Source organism: Mycolicibacterium rutilum (genome assembly GCF_900108565.1).
In the GTDB taxonomy this organism is placed as follows: Bacteria; Actinomycetota; Actinomycetes; order Mycobacteriales; family Mycobacteriaceae; genus Mycobacterium; species Mycobacterium rutilum.
Map to the genome: position 1 here is coordinate 3,676,873 of NZ_LT629971.1, position 12,862 is coordinate 3,689,734.

The following is a 12,862-nucleotide window of genomic DNA, read 5'->3' on the forward strand; positions in this document are numbered from 1 at the left end:
AACCCGCCGACGGGGCGCACTACTGTCGTGATGTGGCGAGCCCCCGACGTGCGGCAGCGCGGTACCACGGCGACCAGGCCGCGGTCCCGGGCATGCTGGATTTCGCCGTCAACGTGCGCGCCGCCGAACCGCCATCGTGGCTGGTGCAGCGCCTGGCGAGCCGGTTGCCCGACCTCGGGCGCTACCCCAGTCAGGCCGACGACCTGCGCGCGCGCAACGCGGTCGCCGCGCGCCACACGCGCCGCGTCGAGGAGGTCGCGCTGCTCGCCGGCGCGGCCGAGGGCTTCGCGCTGCTGCCCGACCTGCGGCCCCGCCGCGCCGCGCTGATCGCGCCGTCGTTCACCGAACCCGAGGCGGTGCTGGCGGCGGCCGGAGTGCCGTTCGACCACGTGGTGCTCGACCCGCCATACACCCTGGCCGCCGACGCCGTGCCCGACGACGCCGACCTCGTCGTCATCGGCAACCCCACAAACCCGAGCGGCGTGCTGCACACCCGCGAGCAGGTGCTCGCGCTGCGGCGCCCCGGCCGCATCGTCGTGGTCGACGAGGCGTTCGCCGATGCGATCCCCGGCGAGCGGGGCTCGTTGGCGGCCGACGCGCTGCCCGACGTGCTGGTGCTGCGCAGCCTGACCAAGACGTGGGCGCTGGCGGGTCTGCGGGTCGGTTATGCGCTGGGCCCCGCCGACGTGCTGGCGCGGTTGACCGCGCGGCGCCCGCACTGGCCGCTGGGCACGCTGCAACTCGAGGCGATCACCGCGTGCAGCGCGCCCGAGTCGGTCGCCGAAGCCGACCGCTCGGCGCGCCGGTTGCTCGAGGTCCGCGCCGAGATGGTGGCCGGGTTGACTAGCATCGGCGTCCAGGTCGTCGACGGTGCGGCACCGTTTGTGCTGTTCGCGGTGCCGGACGCCGAACTGGTACGGAAACGACTGGAGGACAAGGGGATCGCCGTGCGTCGCTGTGACACGTTCGTCGGGCTGGACGGCCAGTTCCTGCGGGCCGCGGTGCGCCCGGAATGGCCGGTGCTGGTCGACGCGGTCGCCGAGGTGATGCGGTGAGCGCACGGCTGGCGGACGTCATCGACGTCCTCGAGGAGGCGTACCCGCCGCGACTGGCCCAGGACTGGGATTCGGTCGGGCTGGTGTGCGGCGATCCGGCCGAGACGGTCGAGTCGGTCACGGTCGCGGTGGACGCCACCGCCGCCGTCGCCGCCGAGGTGCCCGAGCGCGGCCTGCTGCTGGCCCATCACCCGCTGCTGCTGCGCGGTGTCGACACCGTCGCCGCCAGCACCGCCAAGGGTGGTCTCATCCACGGCCTGATCCGGACCGGTCGTGCGCTGTTCACCGCGCACACCAACGCCGACTCGGCCGCGCCCGGCGTGTCCGACGCACTGGCCGAGGTGCTGGGGCTGACGGTCGAAGAAGTCCTCGAACCCGTCGGCGGGGGACCGGACCTCGACAAGTGGGTCGTGTTCGTGCCCGCCGAGAACGCCGACGCGGTGCGCGGCGCGATGTTCGCCGCAGGCGCCGGACACATCGGCGACTACTCCCACTGCAGCTGGACCGCGGCCGGGACCGGCCAGTTTCTGCCGCACGAGGGCGCGTCGCCCGCGATCGGCAGCGTCGGCACCGTCGAACGCGTGCCCGAGGACCGGGTGGAGATGATCGCGCCCGCCGGGCTGCGGGCGCGCGTGCTGGCGGCGCTGCGCGGCGCGCACCCCTACGAGGAACCCGCGTTCGACATCTTCGCGCTCGCCCCGATACCCGGCGACGTCGGGTTGGGCCGCATCGGCGTCCTGCCCGAACCGGAACCGTTGGCCGCGTTCGTGTCCCGTGTCCGTGCCGCGCTGCCGGAGACGTCGTGGGGTGTGCGCGCCGCCGGTGACCCGCACGCGACGGTGTCGCGGGTCGCGGTCTGCGGGGGAGCGGGTGACTCCCTGCTGGCGCGGGTGGCGCGCGCCGGCGTCGACGCATACGTGACCTCCGACCTGCGCCACCACCCCGCCGACGAGCACCGGCGCGCCTCCGAGGTCGCCCTGATCGACGTCGCGCACTGGGCCAGCGAGTACCCGTGGTGTCACCAGGCGGCCGCCCTGCTGCGCGACCATTTCGGCGACGCACTGCCCGTGCAGGTGTCGACGGTGCGCACCGACCCATGGAACGTTGAGGATCAGACATGAAAGCCGATGTTGCACAACAGAAGTCGCTGCTCGAGCTCGCAGAGCTCGACGCCGCGCTGAGCCGGATCGAACACCGGGGCAAGAACCTGGCCGAACAGCAGCGCCTCGAGGAGGTGCAGGCCGCCCACCGGGAAGCCAACGACCGGCTCGCCGCGCTGCAGATCGCGATCGAGGATCTCGACGCGCAGATCGCCAAGTTCGAAACCGAGATCGACGGGGTCCGCCAACGCGAGGAACGCGACCGCAACCTGATGGCCGGCGGAACTGTCGACGCCAAACAGCTCACCGAACTGCAGCACGAACTCGACACGCTGGAGCGGCGACAGTCGGCGCTCGAGGATTCGCAGCTGGAGGTGATGGAGCGCCGCGAGGAGCTGCAGCGCGACCAGGAGGCCGCACTGGCCAGGATCGACGATCTCGAAGGCGAACTCGGCGCCGCGCGGACCGCGCGCGACGAGGCACTCGCCGACATCGATCAGCAGCGCCACCAAAGCGTGTCGCGCCGTGACGAACTCGTCGCCGCCATCGACTCGGAGCTGGTGTCGATGTACGAGCGGCAGCGGTCCCGCGGCGGTGCCGGCGCCGGGCTGCTGCAGGGCCGGCGCTGCGGGGCGTGCCGGATCGAGATCGACAAGGGTGAGCTGGCGCGGATCTCGGCGGCCGCCGACGACGAGGTACTGCGCTGTCCCGAGTGCGGCGCTATCCTGTTGCGTCTCAAGGGAACCGGCGCATGAAGGTGATCGTCGAGGCAGATGGCGGGTCGCGCGGCAATCCCGGGCCGGCCGGCTACGGTTCGGTCGTCTGGTCGGCTGACCACGCCACCGTGCTGGCCGAGAGCAAGGAGGCCATCGGCCGGGCCACCAACAACGTCGCCGAATACCGCGGGCTGATCGCCGGTTTGACCGAGGCGGCCGACCTGGGCGCCGACGAGGTCGACGTCTACATGGACTCCAAGCTCGTCGTCGAGCAGATGTCGGGGCGTTGGAAGGTCAAACATCCCGACATCGCGCCCCTGCACCGGGAGGCCAGCGGGCTTGCCGCGCGCTTCGGTCGCGTCAGCTTCGAGTGGATCCCCCGGTCGAAGAACAGCCACGCCGACCGTCTGGCCAACGAGGCGATGGACGCCGCGGCCGAGATGCCAGCGGCGGCAGAGCAACCCGCGCAGCCGGCGTCGAACCCGGTGGCGTGGACCGGTGCTCGCGGTAAGCCCACCCGCTTCCTGCTGCTGCGGCACGGTCAGACCGAGCTGTCGGTGGACCGGCGTTATTCGGGCCGCGGCAATCCCGCGCTGACCGAACTGGGCCGGCGCCAGGCCGAGGCAGCGGCGCAGTATCTGGGCCGCAAGGGCGGCGTCGCCGCGGTGATCACCTCACCGCTGCAGCGTGCCTACGACACCGCGGCCGCGGCGGCCAAGGTGCTCGGACTTGATGTCACCGTCGACGACGACCTCATCGAGACGGACTTCGGTGCGTGGGAGGGCTTGACGTTCGCCGAAGCGGCAGAACGCGATCCGGACCTGCACCGCCGCTGGCTGCGCGACACCAGCCTGGCGCCGCCGCAGGGCGAGAGCTTCGACGCAGCTGCGGTGCGGGTGAACCGGGCGCGCGCCCGGATCATCGCCGAGCACGCGGGCGAGACCGCGCTGGTGGTCTCGCACGTGACGCCGATCAAGTCGCTGCTGCGGGTGGCGCTCGACGGCGGATCGAACATCCTGTACCGCCTGCATCTGGATCTGGCGTCGCTGTCGATCGCCGAGTTCTATCCCGACGGTGCGGCGTCGGTGCGGCTGGTCAACCAGACGGCATATCTGGATTAGTCGTGCAGGTGCAGCCGCTCGCCGTGCGGCCCGAAGATCGTGATCGCCTCGACCGGGCCGTCGACCGCCCCGAACCAGTGCGGTGTCCAGGTTGAGAACTCAACGGCCTCACCCGCTTTGACGGTGAAGTCGCGGTCGCCGAGGATCAACCGCAGCTGACCGGACAGCACGTACATCCAGTCCTGTCCCTCGTGCACGGGCAGCTCTTTCGGTGGTGTGCGGCGCCGCGCGCTGATCCGGATCTTGAACGCCTGCAGGCCCCCGGCGGGTTGCCGGGTGAGCGGCCAGTAGGTGATGCAGTGGTGCGTGTGTGAGCTGCCGCGCACGCGCGGATCGTCGGCCTCCGGCGCGCGCAACAGTTCGTCGGTGCTGACCGACAGCGCGGCGGCCAGTCGGGGTAGATGGTCCAGGGCGAGGCGGCGCTTGCCGGATTCCAGCCGGCTCAGCGTCGAGACGTCGATGTTGGACCGGCCGGCGACTTCCTCGAGCGTGAAGCCGCGCTGCATGCGGAGTTCGCGCAGCCTGCGGCGCACACGGGCGTCGACGCTGTCCTCTTCTTTTGCCTCCATGGCAAGAAAGCTTGGCATTTCTGCGACGCGGTTGCAATGTGGTGGCATGGACATCGAATGGGATTGCGTCGTGGTCGGCGGCGGCGCAGCGGGGTTGAGTGCGGCGCTGGTGCTCGGGCGTGCGCGGCGCCGGGTGCTGGTGGTCGACGCCGGTGCGCAGAGCAACCGGGCCGCGCACGGCATCGGTGGGCTGCTCGGCCACGACGGGCGGCCACCCGCCGAGCTGTACGCGATGGGCCGTCAGGAGCTGACCGCATATCCGAGCGTCGAGGTGCGCACCGGCGAAGTCGTCGATGGTTCCAGGGACGCAGGCGGTTTCACGCTGAAGCTGGCGAACGGCAGGATCGAGCGGACCCGCCGCGTGCTGCTGGCGAGCGGCATGGAGTACCGGCCGCCGCAGCTTCCCGGCGTGGCGGAACTGTGGGGAAAATCGGTGTTCCACTGCCCGTTCTGCCACGGCTGGGAGGTGCGCGACCAGCCGCTGGGTGTGCTGGCCCGCGGTGAACGCGCGGTGCACATGGCGCTGCTGCTGCGGTACTGGAGCGACGACGTCGTCGTGCTCAGCGACGGCGACGACGAACTCGACGGGAGTCAACGGGCGCGGTTGGCCGCCGCGGGGGTCACGGTCGACCGCAGGACGATACGCGAGCTGGCGGCCCGCGGCGGGACCCTGGAGGCGGTGGTATTGAACGATGGAACCCGGTTGCCGCGAACGGGTTTGCTGGTCGCCACAACGTTGCGTCAACGGTCCGCGCTGGCCGCGCGGCTCGGCGTCGAGGCCGGCGAACCGACACCGGTGACGCAGGATCCCGTCGCCGTCGACGCCATGTATCAGACCAATGTTCCCGGCGTTTTCGCGGCCGGCGATCTCACCGCGGCGATGCCGCAGGTCGCCGCCGCGGTCGCGGGTGGCTCGGGCGCGGCCGCGGCCGTGATGCAGAGCCTGCTCGCCGAGGACAATCCAGTCATTGCGGAAGGGAGTCAGCATGTCAACGTCTGAGGCCAAACAACATTGGGAAGAGCACTACAGCGCCCGCGACCGGATCTGGAGCGGCCGGGTCAACGCGCGGTTATCGGAGATCGCGCCGACGTTGACGCCCGGCACGGCGCTCGATCTGGGCTGCGGTGAGGGCGGTGATGCGGTGTGGCTCGCCGAGCAGGGCTGGCAGGTGGTGGCCGTCGACATCGCCGAAACGGCGCTGCGGCGAGCCGCTGACGAAGCGGCAGCACGAGGGGTGGCTGACCGCATCGAGTTCCGGCAGCACGATTTGTCGGCCGGCTTCCCCGACGGCGAATTCGATTTGTTGTCAGCGCATTTCCTGCACTCGACGTTCCCGCTCGACCGGATGCCGATCTTCGCTGCGGCAGCACGGGCGGTGCGGCCGGGCGGAATGCTGCTGATCGTCGACCACAGCGGTCCGCCGCCGTGGCACTCCGACCTGGATCACCACCACACGTTCGACGCGCCGCAAGACATCGTCGCCGCGTTGAATCTCGCTGATGATCAGTGGGAGCCGGCCGAGATCCGGTCGGTCGAGCGGGAGGTCACCACACCCGACGGCGAGCCGTTCACCTGGTTCGACAACGTGATCATCCTGCGGCGGCGGTAGTTCTCATGCCGCGTCGTGGAAGATGAGGCCCAGCGTGTACCGCTCGCCCGAGCGCACCACCGAAACGCCGTGGCGCACAGGGGCAGCCGACCATCCGCGGGTCGAGCGGACGGGGCGCTCGCGGGTGGTGAACACGTAGCCGTGCCCGCGCGGCAGCAGCGTGGCCGTGCCGCGGGACTGGGCGCGGGGCCGCTGTTCGAGGAGCAGGAACTCACCGCCGGTGTGGTCGACACCCGGGTCGCTCAGGTTGATCACGACCTGCAAGGGAAAGACCAGATCGCCGTAGAGCTCTCGATGTAGCGCGTTCCAGTCGCCCTGCTGGTACTTGAGCAGGATCGCCGTCGACTTGGTCTGGCCGGCGGCGTGACACTGGTCCAGCCACTCGTCGAGGGTGTCCGGCCACGGTGTCGCCCGGCCCAGCCGGCTCCACCAGTCCTGCGCGATCGGCAGCAGGCGCGGGTACAGCGCGTGGCGCAGCGCCTCGACGGGTTCGGGATAGGGCTCGGCGAAGTAGCGGTACTCGCCTTGGCCGAAGCGATAGCGGGCCATGTCGATGGTCGCGCGGAACTGCGTGTCGGTGGGGTAGAGGGCGCGGAGCGCGGTCGTCTCGTCGTCGGTGAGCAGTCGCGGGAGCAGCGCGCCGCCGAAGTCGTCGAGGTCGCGCGCGATGCCCGCCCAGTCGGCGGAGTTCACGCGGTCGTGCCAGGTTCGCGTCATCGTCTCTCTGTCGGTGCGCATACCCGGTAGACGGTCGGCAGCACCCGAATGTGAGATCGGATCGGCAAGGAGTGGGTTATCCCCAAGTCGGGATTCATCCACAGGCGGGGCTGCATCGGTGGCTCACCACGACGCTCAGCACTAACGTCGAAAGCATGTTCGAAGAGTTGGTGGCTCAAGCGGTCGGCAGCCGGGACGCTGTCGGGGCGGTGGGCGCGTGGGCGCGGGCGGAGAACGCAGCATGCGCGCGACGGCTCGCAGCGTGCGCCGACGTGCTCGAGCGGCACGTATCCGCCGACGGATCGGCCGAGCGTGAAAACTGGTCCGCGGACAACTGGAACGCTGCGGCCGCGGAGATAGCCGCGGCCCAGGGGGTCTCCTTGGGTGTGGCATCCCATCAGCTCGTGATCGCATGGGGGTTGCGGAAACGACTGCCCAAGGTCGCGGAGGTCTTCGCTGCCGGGGCAGTCTCGTACCGGATGGTCGAGGCGATCGAGTCGCGGACCCGGCTCGTTCGCGACGCCGAGGCAAACGCCAAGATCGACGCCGAGATCGCGGCACGGGTGGAGCAGTGGGCGGGGTTGTCGGTCGCCAAGATCGAGAACGCGATCGACTTCTGGGTGGATCGCTATGACCCGTTCGCGGTGCGGCACGCGCAGACCAAGGCGCGTGGGCGCCACGTCGACGTGCATGTCTCCGACGACGGGTCGGGCACGGCGTATGTCGACGCGTTGTTGATGGCCACCGACGCCGAGGCGTTCGACCGCCGGTTGGATGCGATGGCCGCCGCGGTGTGCGAAGACGACCCGCGCACGATCGAGCAGCGGCGTGCGGACGCGATGGGTGCTCTCGGTCATGGCGCGGATCGGCTCGCATGCGCGTGCGGGCGCGATGACTGCGAAGCTGCGCAACTGACGGTCAGCTCGACGGTGATCCATGTGGTGGCACGTGAGGAATCACTATCCGATGACACTGACGTCGACCTCGACGGGGAGGATCCGCCCGGACCGTCACGTGAGGAACTGCTGAAAATGACGGTGCGGGAAGCGTTGTCGCCAAGAGCTGAGGACATGCCGTCCGCGCCGGCCGACACTGATCCGGCTTACCTGCTGGGCCGCGGAATCCTGCCCGCGCCGCTGCTGGCTGCGAAACTGGCCGGCGCCGCACAGATCAAGTACGTACGACATCCCGGCGACGCGCCGCCCGAACCACGGCACCGGCCCTCGACGGCGTTGGCGTGGTTTGTCCGATGCAGAGATCTGACCTGCCGGTTCCCTGGCTGCGATGTCCCCGCCGACCACTGCGACATCGACCACACGATCGCCTACCCGGCGGGGCCCACGCAGGCATCGAACCTGAAATGCCTGTGCAGGAAGCATCATCTGATCAAGACGTTCTGGGCGTGGCGAGAAGTTCAGCACCCGGACGGGCGGGTGGACTGGACCTCTCCGACTGGTCATACCGTTTCCACCTGCCCGGGCGCCGAACTGCTGTTCCCGGCGCTGTGCCGGCCGACCGCACCGGTAGACCCCGCGATTGTGCGACGGGCAGCCGAGGCGCCGACCGACTCCGAGGCACGCGGGCTGATGATGCCCCGCCGCAAGCGAACGCGCGCTCAAGACCGAGCCGCAGCCATCGACGAAGAACGCGAACTCAACGCACCGATCAACGCCGCCCGACTCGCAGAACGAGACGAACCTCCGCCCTTCTAAGGCGTAGTCAGCGTCGACAGGTCTGCCAGCTGCGTCAGCCGCACGCTGTTGCCCGACGGGTCGCGGAACCCGCAGTCGATGCCGTACGGCATCTCGTGGGGCTCCTCGGTGAACTCCACGCCGCGCGACTTCATCTCCTCATAGGACGCCCGGCAGTCCTCGGTCGTCAGGAAGATCGTGCCCGCGAAACCCTTGGCGGTCAGGTCCATCACCTGTTGGCGGGTCGGTTCGTCCATCACCGGCTCACCCGGCACCGCCATCAACACGATCGACACATCGTCCTGGCCGGGCGGCCCGACGGTCAGCCAGCGGAAGATGCCGTCGACATCGGGTAGTGAAACATCCTGACGCACTTCCATTCCGACCTTCTCGGTCCAGAATTTCAGTGCGGCTTCCTGGTCGTGGACCCACAGGTGGGCGCTTGCGATTTTGATCATGACAGCGACGCTACGGTCGCCGCGCGTCGCGCGTCTTCTCCCCGTGTGCTGTCTTTGGCGACGCGGCTGTCGGCGCGAGGGCGGGTGTCGCGCTTGAGGATGCAACTGGGCACCGGTGCGGTCAGCGCCGCCGGCGGCAGGCTCGCCCGGTACGCCGCGGGCGGCAGCCCGTAGACGCGGGCGAAGCTGGTGGTGAACGACCCGACGCTCTGCAACCCCACCATCACGCAGATGTCGGCCACCGAACGGTCGGTGTAGCGCAGCAGCGCCGCCGCCCGCTCCAGCCGTCGGGTCTGCAGGTACGCCCGCGGGGACTCGCCGAACGTCCGGGTGAACATCCGCGAGAAGTGCGCCCGCGACAGCCCCGCCGCGGCCGCCAGGTCGTCGACGGTGAGCGCCTCGGCGTACCGCGCGTCGACCATGTCTTTGGCCCGCATCAGGTAACGGGCCGGAGGCACCTGCGCCATGGGCACAAGTATGGCGAAGATCGTGAACTCGCAAAACTGTGTCACCAGGCAGTACCGTGGATCCGCGGATGAGTTGGCTGGGCGGCCGCGGGATCCAGGTTCGCCTGGGTTTCGAGGAAAGTCCGGACTTCACAGAGCAGGGTGATTGCTAACGGCAATCCGAGGTGACTCGCGGGAAAGTGCCACAGAAAACAGACCGCCACCACGGAGTCTTCGGGCTCTGCGGTGGTAAGGGTGAAACGGTGCGGTAAGAGCGCACCAGCATTCCGGGTGACCGGAGTGGCTAGGCAAACCCCACCCGAAGCAAGGCCAAGAAGGCCGCAACCTGGTTGCGGTCGCGCAGGCGCTCGAGGGCTGCTCGCCCGAGCCTGCGGGTAGGCCGCTCGAGGCACCCGGCGACGGTGTGTCCAGATGGATGGTCGCCGCTGCGTCGCCGTGGTCAACCACGGCGGTGCGGAACAGAATCCGGCTTACAGGCCAACTCATCCGCCCGGCCCTGGATTACCTGCGTTTTTAACTGCTCGGATCCGTCTGCGTCCGCAGTGCGTCTGCAGGGGATCCGAGCACCGCGTCAATCGCATCCCGCGTCCGGTCGTCGGAATTCGGCCACAAATGGCTGTAGGTGTCCAGCGTCTCGACGGTGCTCGCGTGGCCGAGACGCGCCGGCGCCGTCTTGACACTCCGCTGTGCCGGATCAGCAAGCTCGCTTAAGAGTGGCGGAGATCGTGGAACCCTGGGAGGCAACTCCGCCGCCTCGACCGCAACACGCCACTTTGGCCGAACGTCGACCGCCGAATCGCCTTACCCCTTCACGTGGACACCAGCCCGTCGGGACTGGCAGGGTACCGCGCCAGGTGTGCCGCCAGGGCGTTGACAAATAGACTGGGGATCGGGATCGTCCGGTTGCTCGCCAACGATTTGAGCGGACCGAACTTTGGCGGCTGCCTCTGCACCGAAACGAGCTGGTGGTCGACCACCACCATCCGGTCGACGGTCAGGCCCAAGCACTTCGCCCTGCCGCATCCCCGTACCCGCCGCCAGCGTCACCACGGCACGCAACGCCGGTGGCAGCGCCCCACGCACGGCAGCGACCTGCTCGGTCGCCAGCGGCACCATCTGCTTGCGCTGGCCCTTCGCTAATTTCGTTCCCTCGCAGGGGTTCGACGCCAGCCGGCGGTCCCGAATCGCGGACTTCATGACCGTGGACACGATGGCGTGCACCACCCCAACCGCCGACGGCGCCAACTCGGGGCTATTGACCCAAGCCTGAATGTCGCTCGGCAGAATCGATGACAGGCGGCGATTGCCAAGCGCTGGGTAGGCGTGGTGCGAGCATTGTCTCGACGTCGGCGCGGGAACTGGGCCGCTGTAGCGGAACTGACGCCACCGCTCCGCATAGTCGCGGAACGTGATGTCACCGGCTTTGGGGTCGATGTAATGGCCGGCGACGACCCGCAGCGGTTACCTCATGCAGCAACCGTTGCGCATCGACGTTGCGCCCGAAGCGTTTCGCGTGCTCGCGTCCACATAGCATGCGCGCCGCCCCAATCCACTGGCATTACTGGCTGAAAGTGTGCCGTCCGCGTTGCGCCAGCGATCCTCAACACCGCTGTGCCGGTTGAGTCTTTGAGTCATCATTATCAGCGAGCTTCAGTTCGACGTCGTCCTATCTACTAACTCCACGGAGACCCTGCGCACCAGGTTGACGTGGTCATGTTCGCTGCGCGTCCGGGAAAAGCTCGCGAAGTGTGTGGCTCTACCGCTTGTCGCTGAGCTTGCGTTTTCGGCGGTATCGGATCGATGCGAGAAGGCCAAAGGCGCACGCGGAGTGCCGGAGGAAAGACAAGAAAGCTAGAGACAAGGAAGCTTTGGCATTTGGTCGCCGGAAGGCGAGTCAAGAGTGCTAAAGATCAGGGCCGCCAGGCCGCCCCTCTGGAAGCAGTGTGACTCAGTTCTGCCATCCTCGCCGTGTGGCGTTCGGCCATGGCAAGAGCGGATCCCAGGCGGTGACGATGTGGATGTTCTGCGCCTCACGCATCATCTCCGACCAGTAGCCATAGCTCCGCAGCTTGAGACGCTTCTGTGCAGTCGACGTCAACGTCGAGTACCACAGGCGTTCGTTGAATCCTGTGTAGGCGCCCTGGTAGGCAATCGCGGCCCAATGCTCGGCGTCGGTCGTGCAGCAGACGACGGATTCCTCGACGAGCCGTTTGTCCTTGTTTGGTGGCCAGCGAATTGGCTGCAAATCGGTGGCTAGCTCGAAGTACCGTCCTGCTGCCCACATCTGAGGCCATGACATGACCTCATGCATGAAACCGTCGGTGAGCGGGTCGGCCGTGCTCGTCTCCCAATGGTCGCCGCGTCGTATCGCGACGTATCCGTAGCCGGACTTCTTGAACCGTACTACCGAGCCGTTCGCGGGTTCAGGAAGGTCTTGCCGCTGGTGGCGAGGTAGCCTCCGTCTGGTGGGTGACGAGGATTCAGGAGGCGCAGAAGGCGTCGGGACGATGCGCAGGTGACGCTGAGGTCGGTCGTTGGCAGCGTTCACGTGGGCAGTATGTCGCCACCCATCAAGACCGTGCGCCGGTTTCAGATGTCGCGCGCCTTCATCTCGACGTAGACATCGACAATCGGAGGCAACCGGAACTTCTCCGTGTTGTTATCTTGCACTACGGCGACGATAAGACCGTCCAAATTCCCGTCGCCCGCATCCATAACAGCTGCCTTGTAGTCGGCGTCCAACTCTCCGTCGCGGTTCTCGATCAGATAGTTCTGTACCTCGGGGCCGACCTTCGACCACCACTGGTCAAGGTGCTGGCGGATCCGTTCGAGTCGGTCAGGAAGCTCGCCTTGGAGTGTGAACGGCTCGTTCGGCTGTCGATTCGATGGCCAGGTCGATTGAACGGCTGCGGTGCCGCGAAGCTGGCTCAATTTCGGTACGAGTTGCGCTGGCACCGGGCCGTGAGGGCTCACCATGAGTGCGACTTTGACGTCCATCGACGTCAACGAGCGGTACACCGATAGGGCATCTTCCGTCATGTTTGCCGACCCTAGCGGGGCACTGTGACATAGATCGGTCCGTCACCGGGCGAGAACGGTAGCCGACTGAACACCTGATTCAGACGCAGGCGGTGCGTCTGCGGCTTAATCTCCGTCTGTAGTGCGTCCGCAGTTGTTCCAGCGCAGGCTTTCGCGAGCCAACTCTGCCAACGCTCTGACCTGCGGGTTCATCACACCGCCACCACATATAAGCGCCCAGATAACAGAATCCGGCTTACAGGCCAACTCATCCGCCCTGCTCTTGAACGTTCGATTGCGCTCGAAAATCCGCCGATTCATCGCACACAAGTCGCCGTTC

The 12,862-nt window shown here is 68.0% G+C and carries 12 protein-coding genes, 1 other RNA gene and 1 pseudogene; 8 read left to right on the top strand and 6 right to left on the bottom strand.

The window, feature by feature from the left end:
• The first annotated feature begins 32 nt into the window (after positions 1–32).
• Genes cobC through BLW81_RS17850 form a run of 4 tightly spaced genes read left to right on the top strand, consistent with a single transcriptional unit; the run spans position 33 to position 3,992 of the window.
• Positions 33–1,055, top strand: coding sequence for an Rv2231c family histidinol phosphate aminotransferase CobC (cobC, locus tag BLW81_RS17835; RefSeq protein ID WP_083408319.1), 1,023 nt, complete (start codon positions 33–35; stop codon positions 1,053–1,055).
• Positions 1,052–2,176 (top strand): Nif3-like dinuclear metal center hexameric protein, encoded by a 1,125-nt coding sequence (locus tag BLW81_RS17840; RefSeq protein WP_083408320.1) that lies wholly within the window; start codon positions 1,052–1,054, stop codon positions 2,174–2,176. The genes cobC and BLW81_RS17840 overlap by 4 nt, the downstream gene beginning before the upstream one ends.
• Positions 2,173–2,910 (top strand): zinc ribbon domain-containing protein, encoded by a 738-nt coding sequence (locus BLW81_RS17845; RefSeq protein WP_083408321.1) that lies wholly within the window; start codon positions 2,173–2,175, stop codon positions 2,908–2,910. The genes BLW81_RS17840 and BLW81_RS17845 overlap by 4 nt, the downstream gene beginning before the upstream one ends.
• Positions 2,907–3,992, top strand: coding sequence for a bifunctional RNase H/acid phosphatase (locus tag BLW81_RS17850; protein ID WP_083408322.1), 1,086 nt, complete (start codon positions 2,907–2,909; stop codon positions 3,990–3,992). The genes BLW81_RS17845 and BLW81_RS17850 overlap by 4 nt, the downstream gene beginning before the upstream one ends.
• Here BLW81_RS17850 and BLW81_RS17855 read toward each other — a convergent pair.
• Positions 3,989–4,561 (bottom strand): type II toxin-antitoxin system RelB family anti-toxin, encoded by a 573-nt coding sequence (locus BLW81_RS17855; protein ID WP_083408323.1) that lies wholly within the window; start codon positions 4,559–4,561, stop codon positions 3,989–3,991. The genes BLW81_RS17850 and BLW81_RS17855 overlap by 4 nt on opposite strands.
• Positions 4,562–4,607: 46 nt before the next feature.
• Here BLW81_RS17855 and BLW81_RS17860 point away from each other — a divergent pair, with 46 nt between their 5' ends.
• Positions 4,608–5,561, top strand: coding sequence for an NAD(P)/FAD-dependent oxidoreductase (locus tag BLW81_RS17860; protein ID WP_083408324.1), 954 nt, complete (start codon positions 4,608–4,610; stop codon positions 5,559–5,561).
• Positions 5,548–6,171, top strand: a complete 624-nt coding sequence (locus tag BLW81_RS17865; protein ID WP_083408325.1) for a class I SAM-dependent methyltransferase — start codon at positions 5,548–5,550, stop codon at positions 6,169–6,171. The genes BLW81_RS17860 and BLW81_RS17865 overlap by 14 nt, the downstream gene beginning before the upstream one ends.
• Before the next feature lie 3 nt (positions 6,172–6,174).
• Here the strand turns inward: BLW81_RS17865 and BLW81_RS17870 are convergent, their stop codons facing one another.
• Positions 6,175–6,888: a 2OG-Fe(II) oxygenase gene (locus tag BLW81_RS17870; RefSeq protein ID WP_083410627.1), complete on the bottom strand. Its 714-nt coding sequence runs from the start codon at positions 6,886–6,888 to the stop codon at positions 6,175–6,177.
• Positions 6,889–7,043: 155 nt separating this feature from the next.
• Between BLW81_RS17870 and BLW81_RS17875 the strand changes: the two genes are divergently transcribed.
• On the top strand, positions 7,044–8,600 hold the full coding sequence (locus tag BLW81_RS17875) for an HNH endonuclease signature motif containing protein (protein ID WP_083408326.1): 1,557 nt from the start codon (positions 7,044–7,046) through the stop codon (positions 8,598–8,600).
• On the opposite strand, the gene BLW81_RS17880 is transcribed toward BLW81_RS17875, so the two are convergent.
• Both BLW81_RS17880 and BLW81_RS17885 read right to left on the bottom strand, forming a co-directional pair.
• Positions 8,597–9,037 carry a VOC family protein gene (locus BLW81_RS17880; RefSeq protein WP_083408327.1) on the bottom strand — a complete coding sequence of 147 codons (441 nt, stop codon included), beginning with the start codon at positions 9,035–9,037 and terminating at the stop codon, positions 8,597–8,599. The genes BLW81_RS17875 and BLW81_RS17880 overlap by 4 nt on opposite strands.
• 10 nt (positions 9,038–9,047) lie before the next feature.
• A pseudogene (locus tag BLW81_RS17885) lies at positions 9,048–9,504 on the bottom strand (helix-turn-helix transcriptional regulator).
• Between the two features lie 69 nt (positions 9,505–9,573).
• Here BLW81_RS17885 and rnpB point away from each other — a divergent pair.
• Positions 9,574–9,993, top strand: an RNA gene (rnpB, locus tag BLW81_RS17890) — RNase P RNA component class A.
• A 1,459-nt stretch (positions 9,994–11,452) separates the two neighbouring features.
• On the opposite strand, the gene BLW81_RS29430 is transcribed toward rnpB, so the two are convergent.
• The gene (locus BLW81_RS29430) at positions 11,453–12,052 is read right to left on the bottom strand and encodes a hypothetical protein (protein WP_157897737.1); all 600 of its coding nucleotides are present in this window, start codon (positions 12,050–12,052) and stop codon (positions 11,453–11,455) included.
• Positions 12,053–12,093: 41 nt separating this feature from the next.
• Complete coding sequence (locus BLW81_RS17905; protein WP_083408330.1) at positions 12,094–12,543, bottom strand: hypothetical protein; 450 nt, start codon at positions 12,541–12,543, stop codon at positions 12,094–12,096.
• Between the last annotated feature and the right edge of the window lie 319 nt (positions 12,544–12,862).

Bases quoted from the DNA above. Each gene is read 5' to 3' on its own strand.
- BLW81_RS17860 (WP_083408324.1), top strand. From the start codon at position 4,608: ATGGACATCGAATGGGATTGCGTCGTGGTCGGCGGCGGCGCAGCGGGG.
- BLW81_RS17905 (WP_083408330.1), bottom strand. From the start codon at position 12,543: ATGACGGAAGATGCCCTATCGGTGTACCGCTCGTTGACGTCGATGGAC.
- BLW81_RS17845 (WP_083408321.1), top strand. From the start codon at position 2,173: ATGAAAGCCGATGTTGCACAACAGAAGTCGCTGCTCGAGCTCGCAGAG.
- BLW81_RS17855 (WP_083408323.1), bottom strand. From the start codon at position 4,561: ATGGAGGCAAAAGAAGAGGACAGCGTCGACGCCCGTGTGCGCCGCAGG.
- BLW81_RS17850 (WP_083408322.1), top strand. From the start codon at position 2,907: ATGAAGGTGATCGTCGAGGCAGATGGCGGGTCGCGCGGCAATCCCGGG.
- BLW81_RS17880 (WP_083408327.1), bottom strand. From the start codon at position 9,037: ATGATCAAAATCGCAAGCGCCCACCTGTGGGTCCACGACCAGGAAGCC.
- BLW81_RS17870 (WP_083410627.1), bottom strand. From the start codon at position 6,888: ATGACGCGAACCTGGCACGACCGCGTGAACTCCGCCGACTGGGCGGGC.
- BLW81_RS17865 (WP_083408325.1), top strand. From the start codon at position 5,548: ATGTCAACGTCTGAGGCCAAACAACATTGGGAAGAGCACTACAGCGCC.
- BLW81_RS17875 (WP_083408326.1), top strand. From the start codon at position 7,044: ATGTTCGAAGAGTTGGTGGCTCAAGCGGTCGGCAGCCGGGACGCTGTC.